This is a genomic window from Streptomyces sp. NPDC006610 (assembly GCF_040611575.1).
In the GTDB taxonomy this organism is placed as follows: Bacteria; Actinomycetota; Actinomycetes; order Streptomycetales; family Streptomycetaceae; genus Streptomyces.
In genome coordinates this window covers 217,657-241,587 of the sequence record NZ_JBEXOP010000001.1, presented here as the reverse complement: position 1 = coordinate 241,587, position 23,931 = coordinate 217,657, and the positions used below count along the sequence as shown (strand labels likewise).

Below are 23,931 nucleotides of genomic sequence, written 5' to 3'. Positions count from 1 at the left end.
CGCCCTACCCCTGCCCGCCGCCCGCACCGTCCTCGCTCGCCGCTCCGTCCTCGCCCGCCGCTCCGTCCTCGATCGCCCGGCTCACCTCGGCGACGCGGTCGCGCTCCTCGGCGGCGAAGCGTTCGGCGTCCAGCCGCTCGGCGACCTCCTCGTCCTGCGCCATCAGCAGGTCGAGGCTCGCGTCGCCGAGCTCGAGGACGCCCATGTCGACGTAGGCCTGCTGGAGGCGCGGCCCCCACAGGCCGATGTCCCTGACGCAGGGGACGATGCGGCTGAAGAGCAGCTTGCGGAACAGGGCGAGGAACTCGGAGCGCTCGGTGAACTCCACCGCCTCGGCCCGCGGCACGCCGAAGTTCTCCAGCACCGCGACGTCGCGCAGCCGGTCGCGCATCAGGTGGCAGCCCTCGATGACGAACTCCTCGCGCTCGCGCAGTTCGGCGTCGGTGAGCTGCCGGTAGTAGTCGCGCAGGGCCATCCGCCCGAAGGCGACGTGGCGGGCCTCGTCCTGCATGACGTAGGCGAGGATCTGCTTGGGCAGGGGCTTGTTCGTGGTGTCCCGGATCATGCCGAAGGCGGCGAGCGCCAGGCCCTCGATCAGCACCTGCATGCCGAGGTAGGGCATGTCCCAGCGGCTGTCGCGGAGGGTGTCGCCCAGCAGGGCCCGAAGGTTGTCGTCGACCGGGTAGAGCATCCCGAGCTTCTCGTGCAGGAAGCGGCCGTAGATCTCGGCGTGCCGGGCCTCGTCCATGGTCTGGGTGGCCGAGTAGAACTTGGCGTCGAGGTCGGGCACGGACTCCACGATGCGGGCGGCGCAGACCATGGCGCCCTGCTCGCCGTGCAGGAACTGGCTGAACTGCCAGGCGGCGAGGTGCCGGCGCAGCTCGCCCCGGTCACGCTCGCCGAGCTTCGCCCAGTACTTGGTGCCGTACAGGGAGAGGTACTCGTCGGGGGTGCCGAGCGGGTCGTGCGGATCGACCTCGAGGTCCCAGTCGATCCGTCTGCGCCCGTCCCACTGCTTGTCCTTGCCCTTCTGGTACAGGGCCAGCAGACGGTCGCGGCCGTCGTCGTACTCCCAGGAGAACCGGGCCGCGCCGGACGCGGGCACCTGCCAGTCGGGACCGTCCGGATCCATCGCGTACAGGTCGAAGGTCGGCATGTTTCGCAGATTCACATGTGGTAGACGGCGGGTCAACAAGTTGCGCACGGGGGATTGACGGGCTTGCTGACAGGCAGTCTCATAAGGAGTGACCGCGGGTAACCCGAACGCGTCCCGCACCGCCCCCGAAAGCCCCCGCACGACGAGGTGGACAGCCCATGACGACCCTGACGGATGCCGACGCGCTCTCCGGCCTGCGTGACGCGCTCGGTCTGCTCAAGGACCGCGAGCAGGTGGCCGAGCGACTGCTCGACTCGTCCGCCAAGCACTCCTTCGACCCCGACAAGGAACTGGACTGGGACGCGCCCTTCGAGGAGGGCAAGTGGTTCTGGCCGCCGGAGCTGGTGTCGCTGTACGACACCCCGATGTGGAAGAAGATGAGCGAGGAGCAGCGGATCCTGCTCTCCCGGCACGAGGCCGCCGCGCTCGCCTCGCTCGGCATCTGGTTCGAGCTGATCCTGATGCAGCTGCTGGTCCGGCACGTCTACGACAAGTCGGCGACCAGCGCCCACGTCAGGTACGCGCTGACCGAGATCGAGGACGAGTGCCGGCACTCCAAGATGTTCGCGCGGCTGATCTCGCGCAGCGAAACGCCCTGGTACCCGGTGAGCCGCACCCATCAGCAGCTCGGCCGGCTGTTCAAGACCATCTCCACCACGCCCGGCTCCTTCACCGCCACGCTCCTCGGCGAGGAGGTGCTCGACTGGATGCAGCGGCTGACCTTCCCGGACGAGCGGGTCCAGACGCTGATCCGCGGGGTCACCCGCATCCACGTCGTGGAGGAGGCCCGCCACGTCCGGTACGCCCGTGAGGAGCTGCGCCGTCAGATGCTGACGGCGCCGAGGTGGTCGCAGGAGTTCACCCGCGTCACCTCCGGGGAGTTCGCGCGCGTCTTCTCGGTCGCGTTCGTCAACCCCGAGGTGTACACGAACGTCGGCCTGGACAAGCGCGAGGCGATGGCCCAGGTCAAGGCCAGCGGCCACCGCCGGGAGGTCATGCAGACCGGGTCCAAGCGCCTGACCGACTTCCTGGACGACATCGGCGTGCTGCGCGGGGTCGGGCGACGGCTGTGGAAGTCGTCGGGGCTGCTGGCCTGAACGCGCCGCACGGGGGCGTCCTGTGGACGGCCGGTGGAGGACCTGCGGACGGACGTGCGGTTACGCTGCCGCCCATGACCCCGCAGGTCCCCACCCCCGCCTACCGCCGGCTCAGCGTCGAGGAGCGGCGCAGCCAGCTGCTCGACGCGGCACTCGGCCTCTTCGCGCACCGCGCGCCCGAGGAGGTCTCGCTGGACGACGTGGCGGAGGCGGCCGGGGTGTCCCGGCCGCTGGTGTACCGGTACTTCCCGGGCGGCAAGCAGCAGCTGTACGAGGCCGCGCTGCGCTCGGCGGCCGAGGAGCTGCGGCAGTGCTTCGACGAGCCCCGGATCGGGCCGCTGCTGCCCCGGCTGCACCGGGCGCTGGACCGCTATCTCGCCTTCGTCGACGGGCACGACACCGGTTTCGCCGCGCTGCTCCAGGGCGGCAGCGTGGTGGAGACGTCCCGGACGACCGCCATCGTGGACGGCGTGCGGCGGGCCGCCGCCGACCACATCATGAGCCACCTCGGCGTCGCCGACCCCGGCCCCCGGCTGCGGATGACGGTCAGGATGTGGATCACGGCGGTGGAGGCCGCCTCGCTGATCTGGCTGGACGAGAACAAACAACCGCCGCTGGAGGAGCTGCGGGACTGGCTGGTGGAGCAGTTCGTCGCGGTCCTGTCGGTGACGGCCCGCCGGGACCCCGCGACGGCGGCGGTGGTGCACGCCCTCGCCACGGAGGATGGCTGAGACTGGAGGGGTGAAGAGCGAAGACACCCCGTTCGAGGGCGGCCCGATGGACGGCCGGGTGCTGCCCGTGCTGCTGGGCATCACCGGGCACCCTCCCAAGACGTACCGCATCCCCGTCCCCGACCCGGCCGGCGGTCCGCCCACGGTCCTGGTCTACCGCCGCGTCTCCCTCGGCCAGGGCCGGCTGACCCGCCGCTGGAAGTACGTCCACGACCCGGAGGGCGAGACGGGCCGCCGCCGGAACCGGCCCTGGCGTTAGATCCCCGGGCGCGGGGCGCGCGGGCCACGGCGACCCGCCCCGCTGCGAGGTTCCCCACGCGGGGACACCGCCCTCGGCCGGATCGGCCCGTGCCCACCCGTCCGTCTCGTCCCGCCGCCACGCCGCCCGGCAAGTCGGACGACGCCCACGGGTGACCCCCTTACGCCATCCCGCGCACACCCGCCGCGCGGACCCGCCCGGGCGGCCGCATGCTCGCGGTGCGGAGCGGACCGTCCGCGTCGCACCGGAGGTGATGTCGTGTCAGGAAGGCTTCTGCGACTGGCCTGTACGGCGACCCTGGCCGCCCAGGCCGTGCTCGTGCCGCTGCCCGCCGCAGCCGCCCCCGAACCGGGCGGGCGGCCGGTCGCCGCGCTGCTGACGGACCTTCAGCGGCTGTACCGGGACGCCGAGAAGGCGACCGAGACGTTCAACGCCACCGAGGAGCGGCTGAAGCGGCAGCGCGCCGAGGTCGCCCGGCTCGACCGCGCGCTGGCCCGCGCCCGGCTCGCCCTGCACGACAGCCGGGGGGCTGCGGGCCGGCTCGCCCGCCAGCAGTACCAGGGCAGCACCGACATCTCCCCGTACGTCCGCCTGCTGCTCGCCCGCGATCCGCAGCACGCCCTCGACCAGGGCCATGTCATCGGGCGGCTGGCGCGGGGGCGGGCCGCGACGGTGCGGGAGCTGTCCGACGGTGAGCGCCGCGCCGACGCCCTGGCCCGCCGCGCCCGCGCCGCCCTCGACCGGCAGCTCACCCTCGCCGAACGGCACCGCAGGGCGAAGGACGACGTGCGCGACCGGCTGAACGCCGTCCAGCGCACGCTCGCCTCCCTGAGCGCCGAACAGCTCACCGCGCTGGCCGAGTTCGAGCGCAAGGGCATCGCGAGGGCGCAGCGCCGGTTCATGGCGTCCGGCGCGGTCGGCCGTACCGCCCGCACGCCCTCGCGGGCCGGGGAGCGGGCGCTGCGGCACGCGGTGCGCCAGCTGGGGAAGCCGTACGCCTGGGGCGCGGAGGGTCCGGCGTCGTACGACTGCTCGGGGCTCACCCAGCGGGCCTGGGAGCGGGCCGGGACGCCGATCCCGCGTACCAGCCAGGAGCAGTGGGCCCGGCTGACGCGCGTCCCGCTGGAAGAGCTGCGCCCCGGCGACCTGGTCGTGTACTTCCCCGAGGCCACCCATGTCGCCCTCTACCTCGGCGACGGCCTGGTGGTGCACGCCCCGCGCCCGGGCGCCCGCGTCAAGGTCTCCCCCGTCGCCGCCAACCCGGTCCTCGGCGCCGTGCGCCCGGACCCGGACGCCGCACCGCTGCCGCGCTACACGCCGCCGGAGCTGCCCGAGGGCGCCCGGGCCGGCTCGGACGAGGGGTACGCCGCTCCCGCGGCGGACGCCCCGGGCGAGGGCCGGACGGCGGACGCCCCGCGCGCGGATCAGGCGCCGGACGCGCCCGAGACCTCCATGAGGTAGGCCTCGGTCTTCTGCGGGTCGTAGAAGTACTCCTCGAAGTCCGCGGGGTTGTTGAACCCGTTGGCGAAACGGTCCGCCACCGGCTGGAGCTGCCCGGCCGCGCCGATCAGGTTCAGCACGTGCTCGGGCGGCGGCGCGAGCATGGCGTTGGTCCACTTGGTGACGTGCTGGGCCGTCTGCCAGTAGCGGTCGAAGGTCTGCTGCATCCATGCCTCGTCGAACGGCTTGTCACCGTGCTCCAGGATCGAGGCGAGGTAGGTGGCGGCGCACTTGGACGCCGAGTTGGAGCCCTGCCCGGTGATCGGGTCGTTGGCGACGACCACGTCGGCGACGCCGAGGACCAGGCCGCCGCCGGGCAGCCGGCCGATGGGGTTGCGCACGGTCGGGGCGTAGCGGCCGGACAACGTGCCGCCCGCGTCGGTCAGTTCGACCTTGGTGGCCCGCGCGTACTCCCAGGGGAGGAACTTCTCCATGAGTTCCAGGGTCAGGGAGAGGTGTTCGGCGGGGTCCTTGACGCCGTTGAAGACGTCCAGCGGGCCGCCGGGTATGCCCTCCCAGAACAGGATGTCGGCGCGTCCCGAGGTGGTGAACGTCGGCATGATGAACATCTCGCCGACGCCCGGCACCAGGTTGCAGCGGACCGCCTCCATGTCCGGGTGCTCCGGACGCGGGCCCAGCCCGTGGACGTAGGCCACCGCGAGGGCGCGCTGCGGCTCGCTGTACGGGGAGCGGGAGGCGTCCCGGCCGAACATCTGCACGAGCTCGCCCTTGCCCGCGGAGACGAGCACCAGGTCGTACGCGCGGGAGAAGTAGTCCAGGTCGCCGACCGCCGCGCCGTGGATGACCAACTGGCCGCCGCGCTGCGCGAACGTCTCCATCCAGCCGGCCATCTTCACCCGCTGGTCCACGGACTGGGCGAACCCGTCGAGCCGCCCCACCCAGTCGATCGCGCGCTGCGTCGGCCCGGGGTCGTGCGAGCCGGGCGCGGCGACCGAGACGCCGAGGCCCTCGATCTTCGGGGCCTGCGACTCCCAGAAGTTGAGCTGGAGGTCGCGCTCGTGCTGCAGCGCCGTGTGGAACATGCACTGCGTCGACATGACCCGGCCCGAGCGGATCTCGTCCGCGGTCCGGTTCGACATCAGGGTGACCTCGTACCCGTGCGACTGGAGGCCGAGGGCGAGCTGGAGACCGGACTGGCCGGCTCCGACGACGAGTATCTTCCGCATGACGGGCTGTCTCCTACTCGGGGGTTTCGTCGAGCGCGTGGCCCACCAGGGCCAGGAGGGTCTCGATCACGGAGATCCGGCGGCGCGCATCCATGATCATTACAGGTATGTGCTTCGGGATCGTCAACGCCTCCCGCACATCCTCCGGCTCGAACAGCTCACTGCCGTCGAAGTGGTTGACCGCCACGACGTACGGCAGGCCGCAGCTCTCGAAGTAGTCGAGCGCCGGGAAGCAGTCCTTCAGCCGCCGGGTGTCGGCCATCACGACGGCGCCGATCGCGCCGCGCACCAGGTCGTCCCACATGAACCAGAACCGCTGCTGGCCCGGCGTGCCGAACAGGTACAGCACCAGGTCGTCGTCGAGCGTGATGCGGCCGAAGTCCATGGCCACCGTGGTGGTCAGTTTCTCCGGCGTGGCGCTCAGGTCGTCGGTCTCCTCGCTCGCCTCGGTCATCAGCGCCTCGGTCTGCAGGGGCGTGATCTCCGAGACGGCGGTGACCAGCGTGGTCTTGCCGACGCCGAAGCCGCCCGCCACCACGACCTTGGTGGCGATCGGCGCCCGGGTGCGGTCCGTCTGCCAGGACTTGAGATCCTCGTCGGGCTCGGCGACGAGGGGGGAGACGCCCCGAGCGGCGTCAGAGACGACGGAGTCCACTCAGCACCCTTTCCAGCAGCGCGCGGTCGGGCCGGCCCGTGCCGTGCCCGGTTCCCGTGCCGTACACACGGATCTTTCCCTGGTCCGCCAGGTCGCTCAGCAGCACCCGGACCACGCCGAGCGGCATCTTCAGCAGCGCGGCGATCTCGGCCACCGTGCGCATACGGCGGCACAGTTCGACGATGGCCCGCATCTCCGGCATCACCCGGCTGGAGAGCGAGCCGTTGGTCAGCTCCTTGCGCTCCTCGGGCGCCTCCAGCTCGGCCGTGGTCGCCACGAAGGTCTCCACCAGCAGGACGTGCCCGAAGCGGGTACGGCCCCCGGTGAGCGAGTAGGGGCGCACCCGGGCGGCCCTGCGGTCGCCGCCGCGCACCGGCAGCTGCTGTTTCGGCTTTCCGGGCCTGCTGCTGCTCATCGGGCACTCCCCGCCGAGTCGGACTCCAGTGATTTCCGCAGCTCACTGCGGAGTTCGGGCGTCAGCACATGCCCGGCGCGGCCCACGAACAGCGCCATGTGGTACGCGACCACACTCATGTCGCAGTCGGCGGAGCCGTACACGCCGAGCAGCGAGCCGTCGCTGATCGACATCACGAACAGGCTGCCCTCGTCCATCGCGACCATGGTGTGCTTCACGCCGCCGAACTCCAGCAGCTTGGCGGCGCCGATGGTCAGGCTGCCGATGCCGGAGACGAGCGTGGCGAGGTCCGCGGAGGAGCCGCGCGGGCCGGCGTTCCTGCCGTCCCGGGCCCGGCGTGCCTCCTCGTGCCGCCCTGGGTCGGACGAGAGGAGCAGCAGCCCGTCGGAGGAGACGACGGCGACCGAGAGGATGCCGGGCACCTCCTCGACGAGGTTGGTCAGCAGCCAGTGCAGATTGCGGGCCTCACTGCTCAGTCCGAAGGTACTGGGCGCGGTCAACTGCTTGCCTCCTCGACTGTGCCCCCCGTGGCTTCTTCGCTCCGTGCTGGTCGTGCGTGCGGCGCCCGGTCCGTGCGCCGCTCGGCGAATTCCGCCTCGACGTCCCGGCGGCCGGCCTGCGCCCCCTGGTGGAATCCCCCCAGCCGGCGGCGCAGCGCCTCGGCGTCGACGCCCCCGCCGTGCGCACGGGGCGCCGCGGCGGGCGCGGTGATCTTCGGGGTGCGCTTGGGCAGCCCCTTGTCGGTGACGCGTTCCTCCCCCTCGTCGGGGGTGCGCTCGTGGGCGTCGGGACCGATGGCGTAGGGGTCCTGCCCGTCGCCGGGCGCGGCGGCCGGGGCGTGCGCTGCCGCCGGGGCGGGCTCCGGGTCCGGCTCGGTCGCGGGCGGCGCGGAGTCCGTCCCGGAGGCGCGCTCCGGCGCGGACGCGGTGTCCCGCTCGGCGGCCGGCTCCGGACCGGTTCCGGGGTCCGACGCCACCTCCGGGAGCAGCAGCTCCATCGTCGTCTCGGCGGGGCGTTCGGCGGGCTCGGCCGCCGTGTCCTCGGCGGACTTCGCCGTCACGGCCTCGGCGGATTCCCCGTCCTGCGCCTCCGCGTTCCCGGCCGCCTCAGCCGCCGCGGACTCCGGTGCTGCGGAGTCCCGGGCCGACCGCTCGCGTACGGCCTTCTCCGCCAGCGCGACCAGCGGGTCGCCGTCCTTCGGCCGCCCCGTCAGCACGTTGGAGTTGGCCTCCGCGTCGGCGCCGGGCAGCGAGAAGGACTGCGTGCCGGAGGACGGCTGCGAGGCCGACGGGACCGCGGCGGGCGTCCCCTCGGTGAGCAGGGAGCGCGGCAGGACGACGACGGCCGCGACCCCGCCCTGCTTCTGCTCGCGCAGCTGCACCCGCACCCCGTGCCGGTGGGCGAGCCGCGCGACGACGTAGAGGCCGAGCCCGAGCCCGTCCTCGGCCTCGTGGTCGTAGGGCGCGTCGGGGTCGAAGTCGGCGAGGCGGGCGTTGAGCCGGGTCATCCGCTCGTCGGTCATGCCGATGCCCTCGTCCTGGACGGAGAGCATGACCTCGCCGTTCTCCAGCAGCCAGCCGGAGACCTCGACGGGCAGGTCGGGCGGGGAGAAGGAGGTGGCGTTCTCCAGCAGCTCGGCCAGCAGGTGGCTGAGGTCGTCGGCGGCGAACCCGGCGATGTGCGCGTGCGGCGGCAGCGCTGCGATCCGCACCCGCTCGTACCGCTCGATCTCGCTGACGGCGGCCCGCACGACGTCGACCAGCGGGACGGGCCCGGCGTGGTGCTGACCGTGCTCGGTGCCGGCCAGCACGAGCAGGTTCTCGCTGTGCCGGCGCATGACGGTGGCGAAGTGGTCCAGCTTGAACAGCGTGGCGAGCCGCTCGGGGTCCTGCTCGCGCTCCTCCAGGCCCTCGATGACGGCGAGCTGCCGTTCGACCAGGCCCAGGGTGCGCAGGGCGAGGTTGACGAAGGTGCCGCCGATGCTCTCCCGCAGCCGTTCCAGGTGGGCGGTGGCTTCGGCGAGTTCGTCGCGCAGCTCCTCGCGGGCGTCGGCCATCTTCTGCCGCTGGCCGACCAGGTGCTTGCGGTCGGCCTCCAGCGTGTTGACCCGCTCCTGGAGGGCGACGGCCTGCGCGTGCAGGGCGTTGACGGAGCGGACGACCTGGGCGAACTCGTCGTTGCGGCCGGTGAAGCGGACCGGTTCCTCGGCGGCCGGGTGTTCGGCGCCGGCCAGCCGGGCGGAGCCCAGGCGCAGCACCGCGAGCGGGCGGGTGAGGCTGCGGGCCATGCCGGTGGCGACGCCGACGGCGAGCAGCATCAGGGCGCCGAGGACGGCGATGCGGATCTCCAGCGCGGTGACGTCGTCGTCGCGCAGCTGCTCCAGGGCGTCGGTGCGGCGCTCGTACAGGGAGGACTCCGCGCCGCGCATGAGGTCGACGCGGGCGGAGAGGGCGGCGTCCAGCTTGCCGGTGTCGGTGCCGAGTTCGTCGTCGGTGAGGGCGGGCTGGTCGGTGAGGGCGGCGAGGTACTTCTCGGCGCTGTTGACCTCGGGGCCGGTGACCGTGGAGTCGTAGGTGGTGCGGGCGGCCTTGGTCGCGGTGTCGGCGAAGCCGGCGAGGGCCGCGTCGGACCGCAGCCGGGCCTGCTGGGCGGCGGCGGTGAGCAGGGCGCGCTGCTTGGCGTCGGCGTCCGAGGTGGAGGCGACCTCGGTGGGCAGGCCGGTGACCGGGTCGATGACCGTCTCGGTGCCGCGCGGGACGCCGAGGGCGGCCAGCAGCAGGCCCCGGGCCGCGGCGGCCTGCTGGACGGCCGTGTCCAGCTCGGCGAGGGCGTACGCGCCGGCGCCGGCGCGGGGCGGCAGCCGCTCGGCGAGGTCCTCCGCGAGGCGGTGCAGCTCGGCGATGGCGTCCGAGTAGGCCTCGTGCGCCTCCAGAGCACTGCTCTTGCCGGTGAGCGCCGCTCTGCGCACGGCCGCGATGCCGTCGAGGTCGGAGCGCAGCGCGGCGGGCGTGTCGGTGTCGGCGCGCAGCTCCTCGACCTGCCGGTCCACCCGGGCGCTGCGCTCCTCGGAGGGCGCCTTGTCCTTGGGGCGGCCGGCGGCGATGTACGGGGTGACCTCGTCGCGCTCGTCGGCGAGGGAGTGCGCGAGGACGAGGGCGTCCTGCGTCTGCTCCGCCAGCGTCACCAGGTCCTGGCTGTCGCTCAGCTGCCCGGAGGCGGCGATCACCGAGGGCGCTCCCGCCCCGGCGATGGCGGCGGCCACGACGGCGACGGCCACGATCAGCCGGTTGCGTACGTGGGTCGGACGGCCCTTGCCGACCGGGGTGCTCTCGGCGCCCCCTTCGGAGGCCGCCTGCTTGCCTGTGCGCCGAGGCCGCGTCTTCTGCACCGGTGCTCGCATTCCTGACTCGTGTACCCATGGGCCCGGGTGACGTTCCGTCAACTGGTGTGCGCACCCGGTGCGGTTCCGGTCCCCGACCCTCCCAGTGCCGGTGGTCAGGGGTCGCACATCGCCCGACCCGCCACCCGAAGGAGTGAACATCCTCGGGGAGTTGGCGGGCAAGTTCCTCCGGCGTGTGCCAGGGCGCGGCGCGGCGAGCCGGTTGGACGTGGGCGGCGGGCTTTGGCAGTATTCGCCGCCACGCTTTCCCGGAGTGCTCCATTCCGACCCAAAACCGGCGACTGACCTGCGGGTGTGCAGCGTTTCCGTGACGACCGGCACCTGTTCGCGGGCGGTGTGAAGGGCTCGTGCAGACTGGCCGGATGCGCACGGAACTTGTCTCGGAGCCCGGCGACCCGCAGTACCCCAACGAGGACTTCGCCGGTGTCGGACTGCCCGCCTCCGGGCAGGGCGGTTCCCTGGTACTGCTGGACGGGGTGACCCCGCCGAGTGGCGGGACGGGCTGTCTGCATTCCGTTCCCTGGTACACGGCCAGGCTCGGCGGAGCGCTGACCGAACTGACCGTTTCCCTCCCGGATGTTCCGCTGGCCGAGGCCCTGGCGCGGGCGATCGCCCGTACCGCGGCGGCGCACGCGGACGACTGTGACCTTTCTCACCCCCGCACTCCGCAGGCAACCGTCGCCGTGGCCCGCTGGTCCCCGGCGGCCGTCGAGTACCTGGTCCTGTCCGACTCCGTCCTGCTGGTCCGCGCCCCCGACGGCACGGTCACCCCGTACCTCGACGACCGGCTGGCCCGGCTGCCGCGCGCCGCCCTGGCCACCGACGCCCTGGTCGACGCCACCCTGCGCAACAGGGAGGGCGGCTTCTTCACGGCGGCGGCGGATCCGGCCGTGGCGGCGCGGGCGGTGACGGGAACCCTGCCGCGCGCGGAGGTGACGGCGCTGGCGGCGCTCACGGACGGGGCGGCGCGGTGGACGGAGACGTTCGGGGAGGGCGACTGGACGGACCTGTTCGCCTTCCTGGAGAAGCGGGGCGCGCAGGCGCTGGTGGACCGGGTCCGCGCGCTGGAGCGGGCCGACCGCGGGACCCGCGTGCGCCTCGGGCGCGGCAAGACCCACGACGACGCGACGGCGGCGCTGGTCCACCTGTGAGGCGCACCCTCCGGTGAGCCCCGCCTCCCGGTGAGCCCCCGCGCCCCGACGGGTCCCGCCGCCCGGTGCGTCCCGCCTCCGGGTCGCCCCCTATGTCCCCTGCGTCACTTCTCCATGCCCACGTTCAGCTGGTGGAGCAGCCGGGCCAGCTCGGCGACCTCGCGGCGGTCCCAGTCGGCGAGCTGGCTGACGTACCGGGCACGGCGGGCCTCGCGGACGCGCTGGACGCGGGTGCGGCCCTCGTCGGTGAGGCGCACCAGGGACGCGCGCCCGTCGGCGGGGTCGGGTTCGCGCGCCACCAGGCCCAGCTCCTCCAGGGCGCGCAGCTGCCGGGACATGGTGGCCTTGCCGATGCCGATGTAGGCGGCCAGTTCGGTGGCCCGCTGCCGGCCGCACTCGTCCAGCCGCACCAGCAGCCCGTACGCGGCGCTCTCCAGGTCCGGGTGGACCGCGCGGGCCATCTCGCCCTGGTTGGCCCGCACCCGGCGCATGAAGACGGTCAGTTCCCGCTCCAGGGAGAGGAACTCCGGGTCCACACCGCCCGGCAGGCCGCCGTTCTGGTCCTCGCGCACGTCAGCACCCCTGCTCCGGTTTTCCCGCTGCTGAAAGTTCTCGTCAATGCCCCGCGTCGCCGCAGCTCCGCCAGTATTTCGCAGGCGTAGACCAACGGCGGCCACCGGCGCCCCTTCCCGGCGGCCCTCTCCGCGCGTAGCGTCACGACCGGGCCGCATAGGCATGTACACGACACTAATCGAGTACGGACGGCCGTACGCGCACGACCGTCACCCCAACGGCCCGCACTCCCCTGCTCCCCCCACCGCGCACCACCGAGTCCACGGAGGCACGCTGATGCCCGTGCACAGACCCGGAACCACCCGCTCCCGCCGCCTCGCCCTCGCCGGGGCCCTGCTCGCCGCCCTCTGCCTCGTCCCCGCCGTCCTGTCCGCCCCGGCAGCGGCCGACGCCGACGACGTCCCCGCCCGCGGCACCGCGTACATGGGCATGGGCGTGCTCGCCCACGACGGAAGGCACGGTCTCCCCACCACCAGGGCCGTCCAGACCGAGGGCGTCGACGTCAGCGGCCACCAGGGCAACGTCGCCTGGACGACCCTGTGGAACAGCGGCGTCCGCTGGGCCTACGTCAAGGCCACCGAGGGGACGTACTTCAAGAACGGGTACTTCGCCCAGCAGTACAACGGCTCCTACAACGTCGGCATGATCCGGGGCTCGTACCACTTCGCCACCCCCGACACCACGACCGGCGCCGCCCAGGCCCACTACTTCGTCGACAACGGCGGCGGCTGGTCCCGCGACGGCCGCACCCTGCCCGGCGCGCTCGACATCGAGTGGAACCCGTACGGCGCCGCCTGCTACGGCAAGACCCAGGCGCAGATGGTCGCCTGGATCCGTGACTTCCTGAACACCTACAAGGCCCGCACCGGCCGCGACGCGGTGATCTACACCGCCACGAGCTGGTGGACCCAGTGCACCGGCAACTACTCGGGATTCGGCGCCACCAACCCCCTGTGGATCGCCCGCTACGCCTCCACCGTGGGCACGCTGCCGGCCGGATGGGCGTACTACACGATGTGGCAGTACACCTCGACCGGGCCGACGGTGGGCGACCACGACAAGTTCAACGGCGCCCTGGACCGGGTGCAGGCGCTCGCCTACGGCTGATGCCCGGGAGGTGAGCGGGGCCCGGTTCTCCCGCGCGGGAGAACCGGGCCCCGCAGCCGTCACGCCGCGACCGGCACCTCGGTGGTCGTGGTCGCCGGGGTCAGTGCCAGGTCCAGGACCTGGCGGACGTCGGTGACCGTGTGGACGTCGAGCTTCTCCAGGACCTCCGCGGGCACGTCGTCCAGGTCGGGCTCGTTGCGCTTGGGGATGATCACCGTGGTGACGCCCGCCCGGTGCGCGGCGAGCAGCTTCTGCTTGACGCCGCCGATGGGCAGCACCCGCCCGGTCAGCGAGACCTCGCCGGTCATGGCCACGTCCGTGCGGACCAGGCGGCCGGAGAGCAGGGACGCCAGGGCCGTCGTCATCGTGATGCCGGCGCTCGGGCCGTCCTTGGGGACCGCGCCCGCCGGGAAGTGGATGTGGACGCCCCGCTCCTTCAGGTCGCCGACCGGCAGTTCCAGCTCGGCGCCGTGGGAGCGCAGGAAGCTCAGCGCGATCCGCGCGGACTCCTTCATCACGTCGCCGAGCTGGCCCGTCAGGGTCAGGCCCGCCGCACCCGTCTCCGCGTCGGCGAGGGACGCCTCGACGTAGAGGACGTCACCGCCCGCGCCGGTCACCGCGAGGCCCGTGGCCACGCCGGGCACCGCCGTGCGCCGCTCGGCCGGGTCCTGGGCGGACTCGGGAACGTGGTGCGGCCGGCCGATCAGGTCGCGCAGATCGGCGTCGGTGACGGTGAACGGCAGCTTCCGCTCGCCCAGTTCGTGCTGCGCGGCGATCTTGCGCAGCAGCCGGGCGACCGAGCGCTCCAGATTGCGCACGCCCGCCTCACGGGTGTACTCGCCGGCGAGCTTGCGCAGCGCGCTCTCGTCCAGGGTCACCTCGTCCTTGCCGAGCCCGGCGCGCTCCAGCTGGCGCGGCACCAGGTGGTCACGGGCGATGACGACCTTCTCGTCCTCGGTGTAGCCGTCGAGACGGACGATCTCCATGCGGTCGGCGAGCGCCTCGGGGATGGCCTCCAGGACGTTGGCGGTGGCCAGGAAGACGACGTCGGAGAGGTCGAGTTCGACCTCCAGGTAGTGGTCGCGGAAGGTGTGGTTCTGGGCCGGGTCGAGGACTTCCAGGAGGGCCGCCGCGGGGTCGCCGCGGAAGTCGGAGCCGACCTTGTCGATCTCGTCCAGCAGCACGACCGGGTTCATCGAGCCGGCCTCCTTGACCGCGCGCACGATCCGGCCGGGCAGCGCGCCGACGTAGGTGCGGCGGTGGCCGCGGATCTCCGCCTCGTCGCGGACCCCGCCGAGGGCGACGCGGACGAACCTGCGGCCCATGGCGTGCGCGACGGACTCGCCGAGGCTGGTCTTGCCGACGCCGGGCGGGCCGACCAGGGCGAGCACCGCGCCGCCGCGCCGTCCGCCGACGACGCCGAGGCCCCGCTCGGCACGCCGCTTGCGCACCGCGAGGTACTCGGTGATGCGTTCCTTCACGTCCTCCAGGCCCGCGTGCTCGGCGTCGAGGACGGCCTTGGCGCCCCGGATGTCGTAGGCGTCCTCGGTGCGCTCGTTCCACGGCAGTTCGAGGACGGTGTCGAGCCAGGTGCGGATCCAGGAGCCCTCGGGCGACTGGTCGCTGGCCCGCTCCAGCTTGTCGACCTCCTTGAGGGCGGCCTCGCGGACCTTCTCGGGCAGGCCGGCGGCCTCGACGCGGGCGCGGTAGTCGTCGGACTCCTCCCCCTCCTTCTCGCCGTTCAGCTCCCGCAGCTCCTTGCGGACGGCCTCCAGCTGGCGGCGCAGCAGGAACTCGCGCTGCTGCTTGTCGACGCCTTCCTGGACGTCCTTGGCGATGGTCTCGGCGACGTCCTGCTCGGCGAGGTGGTCGCGCAACTGCTGGGTGGCGAGCCGGAGGCGGGCCACCGGGTCGGCGGTCTCCAGCAGCTCGATCTTCTGGTCGGCGGTCAGGAACGGCGAGTAGCCGGAGTTGTCGGCGAGCGCGGAGACGTCGTCGATGGCCTGGACGCGGTCCACGACCTGCCAGGCGCCGCGCTTCTTCAGCCAGGCCGTGGCGAGGGCCTTGTACTCCTTGACGAGTTCGGTGACCTGTCCGGGCAGCGGGTCGGGCAGGGTCTCGTCGACGCGCGTGCCCTCGACCCACAGGGCGGCGCCCGGACCGGTGGTGCCGGCGCCGATGCGCACCCGTCCGCGCCCGCGGATCAGCGCGCCGGGGTCACCGTCGGCGAGCCGTCCGACCTGCTCGACGGTGCCGAGCACGCCGGTGTTGGCGTAGGTGCCGTCGATCCTCGGGACGAGCAGCACCTTGGGCTTTCCGGGCTCCGACCGGGCGGCGGCCTGCGCGGCCTCCACCGCGGCCCTGACCTCGGCGTCGCTCAGGTCCAGCGGAACCACCATCCCTGGCAGGACGACCTCGCCGTCGAGCGGCAGCACGGGCAGGGTGAGCGGTGTGAACGGCGCGGACTCAGCAGCCATGATCTCCCCTTCGGCAGTCAAGTTGAGCTATGCCGACTCAATGCTCGACGGCGGCCCGATGTTCCCGGTCCGGCGTTCGCTCTCAGCGATCAGCCCGTCGGCCCCGCGCCGTCACACCCCGTCAACTCCGGCTCCGCCCCTCGGTCGTCGTTCGGTCAACAGGCCACCGCGAAAGTGCCAGGATGGGCGGATGCCCACCGTCTACGACATCCCCGAAGTCCTGGACCGTCGCGAGGGGCCCTACGGCGAGGTCGTGCTGCGCCGTCACGGCGAGCTGCTGCAGATCATCGCCAACGGCTGCTTCCTGATGGACACCTCCGACGGCCGCTCGGAACGCCTGCTGGTCGACGCCGCGCTGGACGCCCTCGACGACCGCGCCGCACCCCGCGTCCTGATCGGCGGGCTCGGCGTCGGATTCTCGCTCGCACATGCCGCGGGCAACCCCCGCTGGGGCCGGATCACGGTGGTGGAGCGCGAGCCCGCGGTCATCGACTGGCACCGCGACGGACCCCTGGCCGCCCTCTCCCGCGACGCCCTCGCCGACCCGCGCGCCGAGGTGGTCGCAGCGGACCTCGTCGCGTACGTCAATGAGACTTCCGCCACGTTCGACGCGCTGTGTCTCGACATCGACAACGGGCCGGGATGGACCGTCACGGACGGCAACTCGGGGCTGTACTCCCCGGCCGGACTCGCAGGCTGCGCACGGGTGTTGAGGCCGGGCGGGGTGCTCGCCGTATGGTCGGCGCAGCCCTCCCCGGAATTCGAAGAAACCTTGCGGAATGCCGGATTCCGGCATGTGCGTACCGAAGAGATCCCCGTTGCCCGGGGCGTTCCCGACGTCGTGCACCTCGGCGTCCGACCTGGATAGCCGAGGTGCGGCGACTCCCCGTACGCTGCTTCCCTGACGCCGATCATTCAAGCGTCAAGCGCAGTCATGGGATCACCCCACGGATTCCGGAAAGCACACTTCAGGGGCGGGCGATGGAGCAGACACACACCTCCCACAGCGGCACGGCGGCGACCCCGGGCGCACAGCGCCGGGTGCTGGTGGTCGAGGACGACCCGACGATCGTCGACGCCATCGCGGCCCGTCTGCGCGCCGAGGGATTCCTCGTGCAAACGGCCGGCGACGGCCCGGCCGCGGTCGACACGGCCGAGGCATGGCAGCCCGACCTGCTGATCCTCGACATCATGCTGCCCGGCTTCGACGGCCTGGAGGTGTGCCGCCGGGTGCAGGCCGCGCGGCCGGTGCCGGTGCTGATGCTCACCGCGCGCGACGACGAGACGGACATGCTGGTCGGGCTCGGCGTCGGCGCGGACGACTACATGACCAAGCCGTTCTCCATGCGGGAGCTGGCCGCCCGCGTGCACGTACTGCTGCGCCGCGTGGAGCGGGCCGCGCTGGCCGCCGCCACCCCGCGCAGCGGCATCCTGCGCCTGGGCGAGCTGGAGATCGACCACGCGCAGCGCAGGGTGCGGGTGCGCAGCGAGGACGTCCACCTCACGCCCACCGAGTTCGACCTGCTGGTGTGCCTGGCGAACACCCCGCGCGCGGTGCTCTCCCGCGAGCAGCTGCTCGCCGAGGTGTGGGACTGGGCGGACGCCTCCGGCACCCGGACCGTCGACAGCCACATCAAGGCCCTGCGGCGGAAGATCGGCGCCGAGCGGATCCGCACGGTGCACGGCGTCGGCTACGCCCTGGAGACGCCGACGCCATGAGCCCGGACCGGGATGCCGCCCGCCGCAGCGCCCAGGGACCCTGGGGCGGCATCCGCCCGTTCTCGATCAAGACCAAGCTGGGCGCGCTGGTCGTCATCGCGGTGCTCATCACCACCGGCCTGCTGATGATCGCCGTGCGCACCGAGACCGAGCTGCGCTTCATCACCGTCTTCTCGATGATCGCCACGCTGCTGATCACCCAGTTCGTCGCGCACTCGCTGACCGCGCCGCTGGACGAGATGAACGCGGTCGCCCGGTCCATCTCCCAGGGCGACTACACCCGCCGGGCCAGCGAGAACCGCCGCGACGAACTGGGCGACCTGGCCGTGCGGATCAACCGCATGGCCGACGACCTGGAGGCCCAGGACCGGCACCGCAAGGAGCTGGTCGCCAACGTCTCGCACGAGCTGCGCACGCCGATCGCGGGGCTGCGGGCGGTGCTGGAGAACGTGGTCGACGGCATCGCCGAGGCCGACCCCGAGACCATGCGGACCGCCCTGAAGCAGACCGAGCGGCTGGGCCGGCTGGTGGAGACGCTGCTGGACCTGTCCCGGCTGGACAACGGCGTCGTCCCGCTCAAGCAGCGGCGGTTCGAGGTGTGGCCGTACCTGTCGGGGGTGTTGAAGGAGGCCAACATGGTCGCGTCGGCCCGCGCGGGCATCGCCTCCGGGTCCGGCAGCCACACCCGCACCGACGTCCACCTGCACCTCGACGTCTTCCCGCCCGACCTCACCGCGCACGCCGACCCCGAGCGCATCCACCAGGTCGTCGCCAACCTGGTGGACAACGCCGTCAAGCACAGCCCGCCGCACGGCCGGGTCACCATCAAGGCGCGGCGCGGAGCGCGGCAGGACTCGCTGGAGCTGGAGGTCCTCGACGAGGGACCGGGGATTCCGCGCTCCGAGTGGCACCGGGTCTTCGAGCGGTTCAACCGCGGCGCGGTGACCCGCCCGCACGGACCGGGCAGCGACGGCGGCACCGGGCTCGGGCTGGCGATCGCCCGGTGGGCGGTGGATCTGCACGGCGGCCGGATCCGAGTGGCCGAATCCGAACGGGGCTGCCGGATTCTTGTCACACTCCCGGGCCTGCCGTCCGTGCCAAGTTGACGTAAAGTTCGAAGCGGAGCCACATGATCCATGAACGTCCGCGCTGACGGACACGTGTGATCAGGCAGGGGCCCGCGTCTCGTGCGCGCGCGGCCGGGGCCGTCGTACCCGTTTTCCCCGGGATCCCACCGGAACCGCGTTTGTTTCCCGCCATATTCAGCCCCGAAACACGGTTTCCGATGTGACTTACGCGACGATGAACGGGCCGGGCCTGACCTTCGCGGTCTTGGAGGCGTAGCCTTAATTCCCGCTGTCCATCACCTTGTGAAGCGGAAGAGGGCGGTTGCCGCCGTGTCGCCACAGTCCCCCAGTAACGCATCGAGTGTCTCGACCGAAGCCGACCAAGCGGGCAAGAACCCCGCCGCGGCCTTCGGACCCAACGAGTGGCTCGTCGACGAGATCTATCAGCAGTACCTCCAGGACCCGAATTCGGTAGACCGCGCCTGGTGGGACTTCTTCGCCGACTACAAGCCGGGGGCCCCCGCGGCCTCGGCTCCGGCGGGCACCGCGGCCTCGGGGGCCGCGGAGACCACCACGGCTCAGCCCCAGGCCGCCCCCGCGGCCCCGGCCCCCCAGGCCGCCCCCGCTGCCCCGCAGCAGCAGACCGCCGCTCCGGCGCCGGCGCCCGCCAAGGCCGCGCCGGCCGCGGCCCCCGCTCGGGCCCAGGCTCCGGCCCCGGCGAAGCCCGCCGCCGCGAAGCCCAAGGCCGAGCCCGCCGCCGAGGCCCCCGAGGGCCCCGAGCTGGTGACGCTGCGCGGCCCCGCCGCCGCGGTCGCGAAGAACATGAACGCCTCGCTGGAGCTGCCGACCGCCACCTCGGTCCGCGCGGTCCCGGTGAAGCTGCTGTTCGACAACCGCATCGTCATCAACAACCACCTCAAGCGGGCCCGGGGCGGGAAGATCTCCTTCACGCACCTGATCGGCTACGCGATGGTGCAGGCCATCAAGGCCATGCCGTCGATGAACTGGTCGTTCGGCGAGAAGGACGGCAAGCCGACGCTGGTCAAGCCGCCGCACGTCAACCTCGGCCTGGCCATCGACCTGGTCAAGCCCAACGGCGACCGCCAGCTCGTCGTGGCCGCCATCAAGAAGGCCGAGACGCTGAACTTCTTCGAGTTCTGGCAGGCCTACGAGGACATCGTCCGCCGCGCCCGCGAGGGCAAGCTGACGATGGACGACTTCACCGGCGTCACGGTCTCGCTGACCAACCCCGGCGGCCTCGGCACCGTCCACTCCGTGCCGCGCCTGATGCCCGGCCAGTCCGTGATCATGGGCGTCGGCTCCATGGACTACCCGGCGGAGTTCCAGGGCACCTCCCAGGACACCCTGAACAAGCTCGGCATCTCCAAGGTCATGACGCTCACGTCGACCTACGACCACCGGGTCATCCAGGGCGCCGCCTCCGGCGAGTTCCTGCGCGTCGTCGCCAACCTCCTGCTCGGCGAGAACGGCTTCTACGACGACATCTTCGAGGCGCTGCGCATCCCCTACGAGCCGGTCCGCTGGCTCAAGGACATCGACGCCAGCCACGACGACGACGTCACCAAGGCCGCCCGCGTCTTCGAGCTGATCCACTCCTACCGGGTCCGCGGCCACGTCATGGCCGACACCGACCCGCTGGAGTACCGCCAGCGCAAGCACCCCGACCTGGACGTCACCGAGCACGGCCTCACCCTGTGGGACCTGGAGCGCGAGTTCGCCGTCGGCGGCTTCTCCGGCAAGTCGATGATGAAGCTGCGCGACATCCTCGGCGTGCTGCGCGACTCGTACTGCCGCACCACCGGCATCGAGTTCATGCACATCCAGGACCCCAAGCAGCGCAAGTGGATCCAGGACCGCGTGGAGCGCCCGCACGCCAAGCCGGAGCGCGAGGAGCAGCTGCGCATCCTGCGCCGGTTGAACGCCGCGGAAGCCTTCGAGACCTTCCTGCAGACGAAGTACGTCGGCCAGAAGCGCTTCTCGCTGGAGGGCGGCGAGTCCGTCATCCCGCTGCTGGACGCGGTGCTGGACTCGGCCGCCGAGTCCCGCCTCGACGAGGTCGTCATCGGCATGGCCCACCGCGGCCGGCTCAACGTCCTCGCCAACATCGTCGGCAAGTCGTACGCGCAGATCTTCCGCGAGTTCGAGGGCAACCTCGACCCGAAGTCGATGCACGGCTCCGGCGACGTGAAGTACCACCTGGGCGCCGAGGGCACCTTCACCGGACTGGACGGCGAGCAGATCAAGGTCTCGCTCGCCGCGAACCCCTCGCACCTGGAGGCGGTCGACCCGGTCCTGGAGGGCATCGTCCGCGCCAAGCAGGACATCATCAACAAGGGCGGCACGGACTTCACCGTCCTGCCGGTGGCCATCCACGGCGACGCGGCCTTCGCGGGCCAGGGCGTGGTGGCCGAGACCCTGAACATGTCGCAGCTGCGCGGCTACCGCACCGGCGGCACGGTCCACATCGTCATCAACAACCAGGTCGGCTTCACCGCCGCCCCGGAGTCGTCCCGCTCGTCGATGTACGCGACGGACGTGGCGAGGATGATCGAGGCCCCGATCTTCCACGTCAACGGCGACGACCCCGAGGCCGTCGTCCGCGTCGCCCGGCTGGCCTTCGAGTTCCGCCAGGCGTTCAACAAGGACGTGGTGATCGACCTCATCTGCTACCGCCGTCGCGGTCACAACGAGTCGGACAACCCGGCCTTCACCCAGCCGCTGATGTACGACCTGATCGACAAGAAGCGCTCGGTGCGCAAGCTCTACACCGAGTCCCTCATCGGTCGCGGCGACATCACCCTGGAGGAGGCCGAGCAGGCGCTCCAGGACTACCAGGGCCAGCTGGAGAAGGTCTTCACCGAGGTCCGCGAGGCCACCTCGCAGCCGGCCGCCGCGGTGACCTCCGACCCGCAGGCCGAGTTCCCGGTCGCCGTCAACACCGCGGTGACCACGGAGATCGTCAAGCGGATCGCCGAGTCCCAGGTCAACATCCCCGACCACATCACCGTCCACCCGCGGCTGCTGCCGCAGCTGCAGCGCCGGGCGGCCATGGTCGAGGACGGCACGATCGACTGGGGCATGGGCGAGACGCTCGCCTTCGGCTCGCTGCTGCTGGAGGGCGTGCCGGTGCGGCTGGCCGGCCAGGACTCCCAGCGCGGCACCTTCGGCCAGCGCCACGCGGTGATCATCGACCGCAGCACCGGCGAGGAGTACACGCCGCTCCAGTACCTCTCCGAGGACCAGGCGCGGCTGAACGTCTACAACTCGCTGCTGTCCGAGTACGCGGCGATGGGCTTCGAGTACGGCTACTCGCTGGCCCGCCCCGACGCGCTCGTGCTGTGGGAGGCGCAGTTCGGCGACTTCGTCAACGGCGCCCAGACGGTGGTGGACGAGTTCATCTCCTCGGCGGAGCAGAAGTGGGGCCAGACGTCCGGCGTCGTCCTGCTGCTGCCGCACGGCTACGAGGGCCAGGGCCCGGACCACTCGTCCGCCCGCCCGGAGCGGTTCCTCCAGCTGTGCGCCCAGAACAACATGACGGTCGCCATGCCGACGTCGCCGTCGAACTACTTCCACCTCCTGCGGTGGCAGGTGCACAACCCGCACCACAAGCCGCTGGTCGTCTTCACCCCGAAGTCGATGCTGCGCCTGAAGGCCGCCGCGTCGAAGGCGGAGGAGTTCACCACGGGCCAGTTCCGCCCGGTCATCGGCGACGCCTCGGTGGACCCGGCGGCCGTCCGCAGGGTCGTCTTCTGCGCCGGCAAGGTCTACTACGACCTGGACGCCGAGCGTCAGAAGCGCGGCGTGACGGACACGGCCATCATCCGCATCGAGCGCCTGTACCCGCTGCCGGGCGCGGAGCTCCAGGCGGAGATCGCCAAGTACCCGAACGCCGAGAAGTACCTGTGGGCCCAGGAGGAGCCGGCGAACCAGGGCGCGTGGCCGTTCATCGCGCTCAACCTCATCGACCACCTGGACCTGGCGGTCGGCGCGGACATCCCGGCCGGCGAGCGCCTGCGCCGCATCTCCCGCCCGCACTCGTCGTCCCCGGCGGTGGGTTCGGCGAAGCGGCACCAGGCGGAGCAGGAGCAGCTGGTGCGCGAGGTGTTCGAGGCCTGAGCCGCCACTGGGCACGGCTGAACCGACGGGCGGGGCCCGTCCCCCGGCAGGGGGGCGGGCCCCGCCCGTTCGGGTGAACGCCGCATAACCTGGAGGCGTACGACCGCAGGCCGACCGGCCCAGCCCCAGGAGAACAGGCGTGTACTTCACCGACCGAGGCATCGAAGAGCTCGAGAAGCGGCGCGGCGAGGAGGAGGTCACCTTCGAGTGGCTCGCCGAGCAGCTGCGGACCTTCGTCGATCTGAACCCGGACTTCGAGGTGCCGGTGGAGCGGCTCGCGACCTGGCTGGCGCGGCTGGACGACGAGGACGACGAGTAGGCGGGGCCGCCCCGCGTCCCCTGGGGGAGACGGTGCCGCTCCGGGGACGGGTATCGCGTCACCCTCGCGAGTGTCTTGACTTTCCATGACCGCGATATATCGTGAAGAGTGAATGACGCGATATGGCGTGTCTAGGAGGTCTGCACCATGTCCGAATGGTCCGTCGCGGAGCCGACCAGGCTCACTTTCGACGAGCCCGTGCGCGAGCTTCAGGTACGGATCGTGAACGGCGCGGTGAACGTGGTCGGGACGGCTGAAGCCACCGCCCGCCTGGAGGTCGGCGACATCGAGGGCCCGCCCCTGGTGATCACCCAGCGGGACGGCACGCTGACCGTGGCCTACGAGGACCTGCCCTGGAAGGGCTTCCTCAAGTGGCTCGACGGGAGGGGCTGGCGGCGCAGCGCCGTCGTCTCCGTGGCGGTGCCGGCCGGCACGCGCGTCGAGGTGGGGGTGGTCGGCGCCTCGGCGGTGGTCTCCGGCATCGAGGGGCGCGCCGAGCTGAAGGGCGTCTCCGGCGACTCGACCCTGGTGGGCCTGGCGGGTCCGGTCCGCGCGGACACCGTCTCGGGGAACGTGGAGGCGCAGGGCCTCAGCGGCGACCTGCGCTTCAACTCCGTCTCCGGGGACCTGACCGTGGTCGAGGGCGCGGGACCGGCCGTGCGGGCCGACTCGGTGAGCGGCTCGATGATCGTCGACCTCGATGCGGCGAGCGGCGCGACCGACGTCAGCCTGACCAGCGTCTCCGGCGAGATCGCGATCCGGCTTCCGCACCCGGCCGACGCGGAGGTGGACGCCAACACCGCGAGCGGGACCGTCTCCAACGCCTTCGAGGACCTCCGGGTGACCGGCCAGTGGGGCGCCAAGCGCATCACCGGCCGGCTCGGGGCGGGCACCGGCCGGCTGAAGGCCACGACCGTCTCCGGCTCCATCGCCCTGCTGCGCCGCCCGGAGGGCAGCCCGAACGACAAGAAGGTGCTCTGA

20 protein-coding genes are annotated in these 23,931 nt (G+C 72.2%); 12 read left to right on the top strand and 8 right to left on the bottom strand.

Annotated elements, in window-relative coordinates:
• Positions 1-4: 4 nt before the first annotated feature.
• Positions 5-1,156, bottom strand: a complete 1,152-nt coding sequence (locus ABZY13_RS01110; protein WP_356626598.1) for a ferritin-like domain-containing protein — start codon at positions 1,154-1,156, stop codon at positions 5-7.
• Positions 1,157-1,314: 158 nt separating this feature from the next.
• On the opposite strand from ABZY13_RS01110, the gene ABZY13_RS01105 reads away from it, so the two are divergent.
• The 4 genes from ABZY13_RS01105 (at position 1,315) to ABZY13_RS01090 (ending at position 4,704) form a co-directional block, all read left to right on the top strand.
• Positions 1,315-2,253, top strand: a complete 939-nt coding sequence (locus tag ABZY13_RS01105; protein WP_356626596.1) for a diiron oxygenase — start codon at positions 1,315-1,317, stop codon at positions 2,251-2,253.
• A 74-nt stretch (positions 2,254-2,327) separates the two neighbouring features.
• Positions 2,328-2,984 (top strand): helix-turn-helix domain-containing protein, encoded by a 657-nt coding sequence (locus ABZY13_RS01100; protein ID WP_356626594.1) that lies wholly within the window; start codon positions 2,328-2,330, stop codon positions 2,982-2,984.
• Complete coding sequence (locus tag ABZY13_RS01095) at positions 2,977-3,243, top strand: hypothetical protein (protein WP_356626592.1); 267 nt, start codon at positions 2,977-2,979, stop codon at positions 3,241-3,243. Before ABZY13_RS01100 ends, ABZY13_RS01095 begins: the two co-directional genes overlap by 8 nt.
• A gap of 258 nt (positions 3,244-3,501) precedes the next feature.
• Positions 3,502-4,704 carry an NlpC/P60 family protein gene (locus ABZY13_RS01090; protein ID WP_356626590.1) on the top strand — a complete coding sequence of 401 codons (1,203 nt, stop codon included), beginning with the start codon at positions 3,502-3,504 and terminating at the stop codon, positions 4,702-4,704.
• On the opposite strand, the gene ABZY13_RS01085 is transcribed toward ABZY13_RS01090, so the two are convergent.
• From ABZY13_RS01085 to ABZY13_RS01065, 5 genes are read right to left on the bottom strand one after another with little or no spacing between them, the layout of a single operon-like run.
• Entirely contained in the window at positions 4,668-5,930 is a 1,263-nt protein-coding gene (locus ABZY13_RS01085) for a styrene monooxygenase/indole monooxygenase family protein (protein WP_356626588.1), read from the bottom strand. The two genes, ABZY13_RS01090 and ABZY13_RS01085, sit on opposite strands and share 37 nt — an antisense overlap.
• A gap of 13 nt (positions 5,931-5,943) precedes the next feature.
• Complete coding sequence (locus ABZY13_RS01080) at positions 5,944-6,585, bottom strand: ATP/GTP-binding protein (protein ID WP_356626586.1); 642 nt, start codon at positions 6,583-6,585, stop codon at positions 5,944-5,946.
• Positions 6,566-7,000: a DUF742 domain-containing protein gene (locus ABZY13_RS01075; protein WP_356626584.1), complete on the bottom strand. Its 435-nt coding sequence runs from the start codon at positions 6,998-7,000 to the stop codon at positions 6,566-6,568. The genes ABZY13_RS01080 and ABZY13_RS01075 overlap by 20 nt, the downstream gene beginning before the upstream one ends.
• Positions 6,997-7,500 carry a roadblock/LC7 domain-containing protein gene (locus tag ABZY13_RS01070; RefSeq protein WP_356626582.1) on the bottom strand — a complete coding sequence of 168 codons (504 nt, stop codon included), beginning with the start codon at positions 7,498-7,500 and terminating at the stop codon, positions 6,997-6,999. The genes ABZY13_RS01075 and ABZY13_RS01070 overlap by 4 nt, the downstream gene beginning before the upstream one ends.
• Entirely contained in the window at positions 7,497-10,388 is a 2,892-nt protein-coding gene (locus tag ABZY13_RS01065; RefSeq protein WP_356626581.1) for a nitrate- and nitrite sensing domain-containing protein, read from the bottom strand. The genes ABZY13_RS01070 and ABZY13_RS01065 overlap by 4 nt, the downstream gene beginning before the upstream one ends.
• A gap of 374 nt (positions 10,389-10,762) precedes the next feature.
• Here ABZY13_RS01065 and ABZY13_RS01060 point away from each other — a divergent pair, with 374 nt between their 5' ends.
• Positions 10,763-11,551 (top strand): protein phosphatase 2C domain-containing protein, encoded by a 789-nt coding sequence (locus tag ABZY13_RS01060; RefSeq protein WP_356626579.1) that lies wholly within the window; start codon positions 10,763-10,765, stop codon positions 11,549-11,551.
• A 104-nt stretch (positions 11,552-11,655) separates the two neighbouring features.
• Here the strand turns inward: ABZY13_RS01060 and ABZY13_RS01055 are convergent, their stop codons facing one another.
• Complete coding sequence (locus ABZY13_RS01055) at positions 11,656-12,123, bottom strand: MarR family transcriptional regulator (protein WP_356626577.1); 468 nt, start codon at positions 12,121-12,123, stop codon at positions 11,656-11,658.
• Between the two features lie 277 nt (positions 12,124-12,400).
• Between ABZY13_RS01055 and ABZY13_RS01050 the strand changes: the two genes are divergently transcribed.
• A complete protein-coding gene (locus ABZY13_RS01050; RefSeq protein WP_356626576.1) occupies positions 12,401-13,231 on the top strand; it encodes a lysozyme in 831 nt (276 codons plus the stop codon).
• A 59-nt stretch (positions 13,232-13,290) separates the two neighbouring features.
• On the opposite strand, the gene lon is transcribed toward ABZY13_RS01050, so the two are convergent.
• Positions 13,291-15,708, bottom strand: coding sequence for an endopeptidase La (lon, locus tag ABZY13_RS01045; RefSeq protein ID WP_356626574.1), 2,418 nt, complete (start codon positions 15,706-15,708; stop codon positions 13,291-13,293).
• Between the two features lie 190 nt (positions 15,709-15,898).
• On the opposite strand from lon, the gene ABZY13_RS01040 reads away from it, so the two are divergent.
• The 6 genes from ABZY13_RS01040 to ABZY13_RS01015 all read left to right on the top strand — a co-directional run bounded on the left by ABZY13_RS01040 (position 15,899) and on the right by ABZY13_RS01015 (position 23,931).
• Positions 15,899-16,576 (top strand): spermidine synthase, encoded by a 678-nt coding sequence (locus tag ABZY13_RS01040; RefSeq protein ID WP_356626572.1) that lies wholly within the window; start codon positions 15,899-15,901, stop codon positions 16,574-16,576.
• Positions 16,577-16,689: 113 nt separating this feature from the next.
• Positions 16,690-17,427: a response regulator transcription factor gene (locus ABZY13_RS01035; protein ID WP_356626571.1), complete on the top strand. Its 738-nt coding sequence runs from the start codon at positions 16,690-16,692 to the stop codon at positions 17,425-17,427.
• Entirely contained in the window at positions 17,424-18,533 is a 1,110-nt protein-coding gene (locus ABZY13_RS01030; protein ID WP_356626569.1) for an ATP-binding protein, read from the top strand. Before ABZY13_RS01035 ends, ABZY13_RS01030 begins: the two co-directional genes overlap by 4 nt.
• Positions 18,534-18,824: 291 nt before the next feature.
• Complete coding sequence (locus ABZY13_RS01025; protein WP_356626568.1) at positions 18,825-22,631, top strand: multifunctional oxoglutarate decarboxylase/oxoglutarate dehydrogenase thiamine pyrophosphate-binding subunit/dihydrolipoyllysine-residue succinyltransferase subunit; 3,807 nt, start codon at positions 18,825-18,827, stop codon at positions 22,629-22,631.
• A 139-nt stretch (positions 22,632-22,770) separates the two neighbouring features.
• Positions 22,771-22,950 carry a DUF6104 family protein gene (locus ABZY13_RS01020; RefSeq protein ID WP_003992906.1) on the top strand — a complete coding sequence of 60 codons (180 nt, stop codon included), beginning with the start codon at positions 22,771-22,773 and terminating at the stop codon, positions 22,948-22,950.
• 147 nt (positions 22,951-23,097) lie between these two features.
• Positions 23,098-23,931 carry a DUF4097 family beta strand repeat-containing protein gene (locus tag ABZY13_RS01015; RefSeq protein ID WP_356626567.1) on the top strand — a complete coding sequence of 278 codons (834 nt, stop codon included), beginning with the start codon at positions 23,098-23,100 and terminating at the stop codon, positions 23,929-23,931.

Coding starts and splice junctions, on each gene's coding strand:
- ABZY13_RS01110 (WP_356626598.1), bottom strand. CDS start 1,156: ATGCCGACCTTCGACCTGTACGCGATGGATCCGGACGGTCCCGACTGG.
- ABZY13_RS01105 (WP_356626596.1), top strand. CDS start 1,315: ATGACGACCCTGACGGATGCCGACGCGCTCTCCGGCCTGCGTGACGCG.
- ABZY13_RS01100 (WP_356626594.1), top strand. CDS start 2,328: ATGACCCCGCAGGTCCCCACCCCCGCCTACCGCCGGCTCAGCGTCGAG.
- ABZY13_RS01095 (WP_356626592.1), top strand. CDS start 2,977: ATGGCTGAGACTGGAGGGGTGAAGAGCGAAGACACCCCGTTCGAGGGC.
- ABZY13_RS01085 (WP_356626588.1), bottom strand. CDS start 5,930: ATGCGGAAGATACTCGTCGTCGGAGCCGGCCAGTCCGGTCTCCAGCTC.
- ABZY13_RS01075 (WP_356626584.1), bottom strand. CDS start 7,000: ATGAGCAGCAGCAGGCCCGGAAAGCCGAAACAGCAGCTGCCGGTGCGC.
- ABZY13_RS01060 (WP_356626579.1), top strand. CDS start 10,763: ATGCGCACGGAACTTGTCTCGGAGCCCGGCGACCCGCAGTACCCCAAC.
- ABZY13_RS01050 (WP_356626576.1), top strand. CDS start 12,401: ATGCCCGTGCACAGACCCGGAACCACCCGCTCCCGCCGCCTCGCCCTC.
- lon (WP_356626574.1), bottom strand. CDS start 15,708: ATGGCTGCTGAGTCCGCGCCGTTCACACCGCTCACCCTGCCCGTGCTG.
- ABZY13_RS01040 (WP_356626572.1), top strand. CDS start 15,899: ATGCCCACCGTCTACGACATCCCCGAAGTCCTGGACCGTCGCGAGGGG.
- ABZY13_RS01035 (WP_356626571.1), top strand. CDS start 16,690: ATGGAGCAGACACACACCTCCCACAGCGGCACGGCGGCGACCCCGGGC.
- ABZY13_RS01030 (WP_356626569.1), top strand. CDS start 17,424: ATGAGCCCGGACCGGGATGCCGCCCGCCGCAGCGCCCAGGGACCCTGG.
- ABZY13_RS01015 (WP_356626567.1), top strand. CDS start 23,098: ATGTCCGAATGGTCCGTCGCGGAGCCGACCAGGCTCACTTTCGACGAG.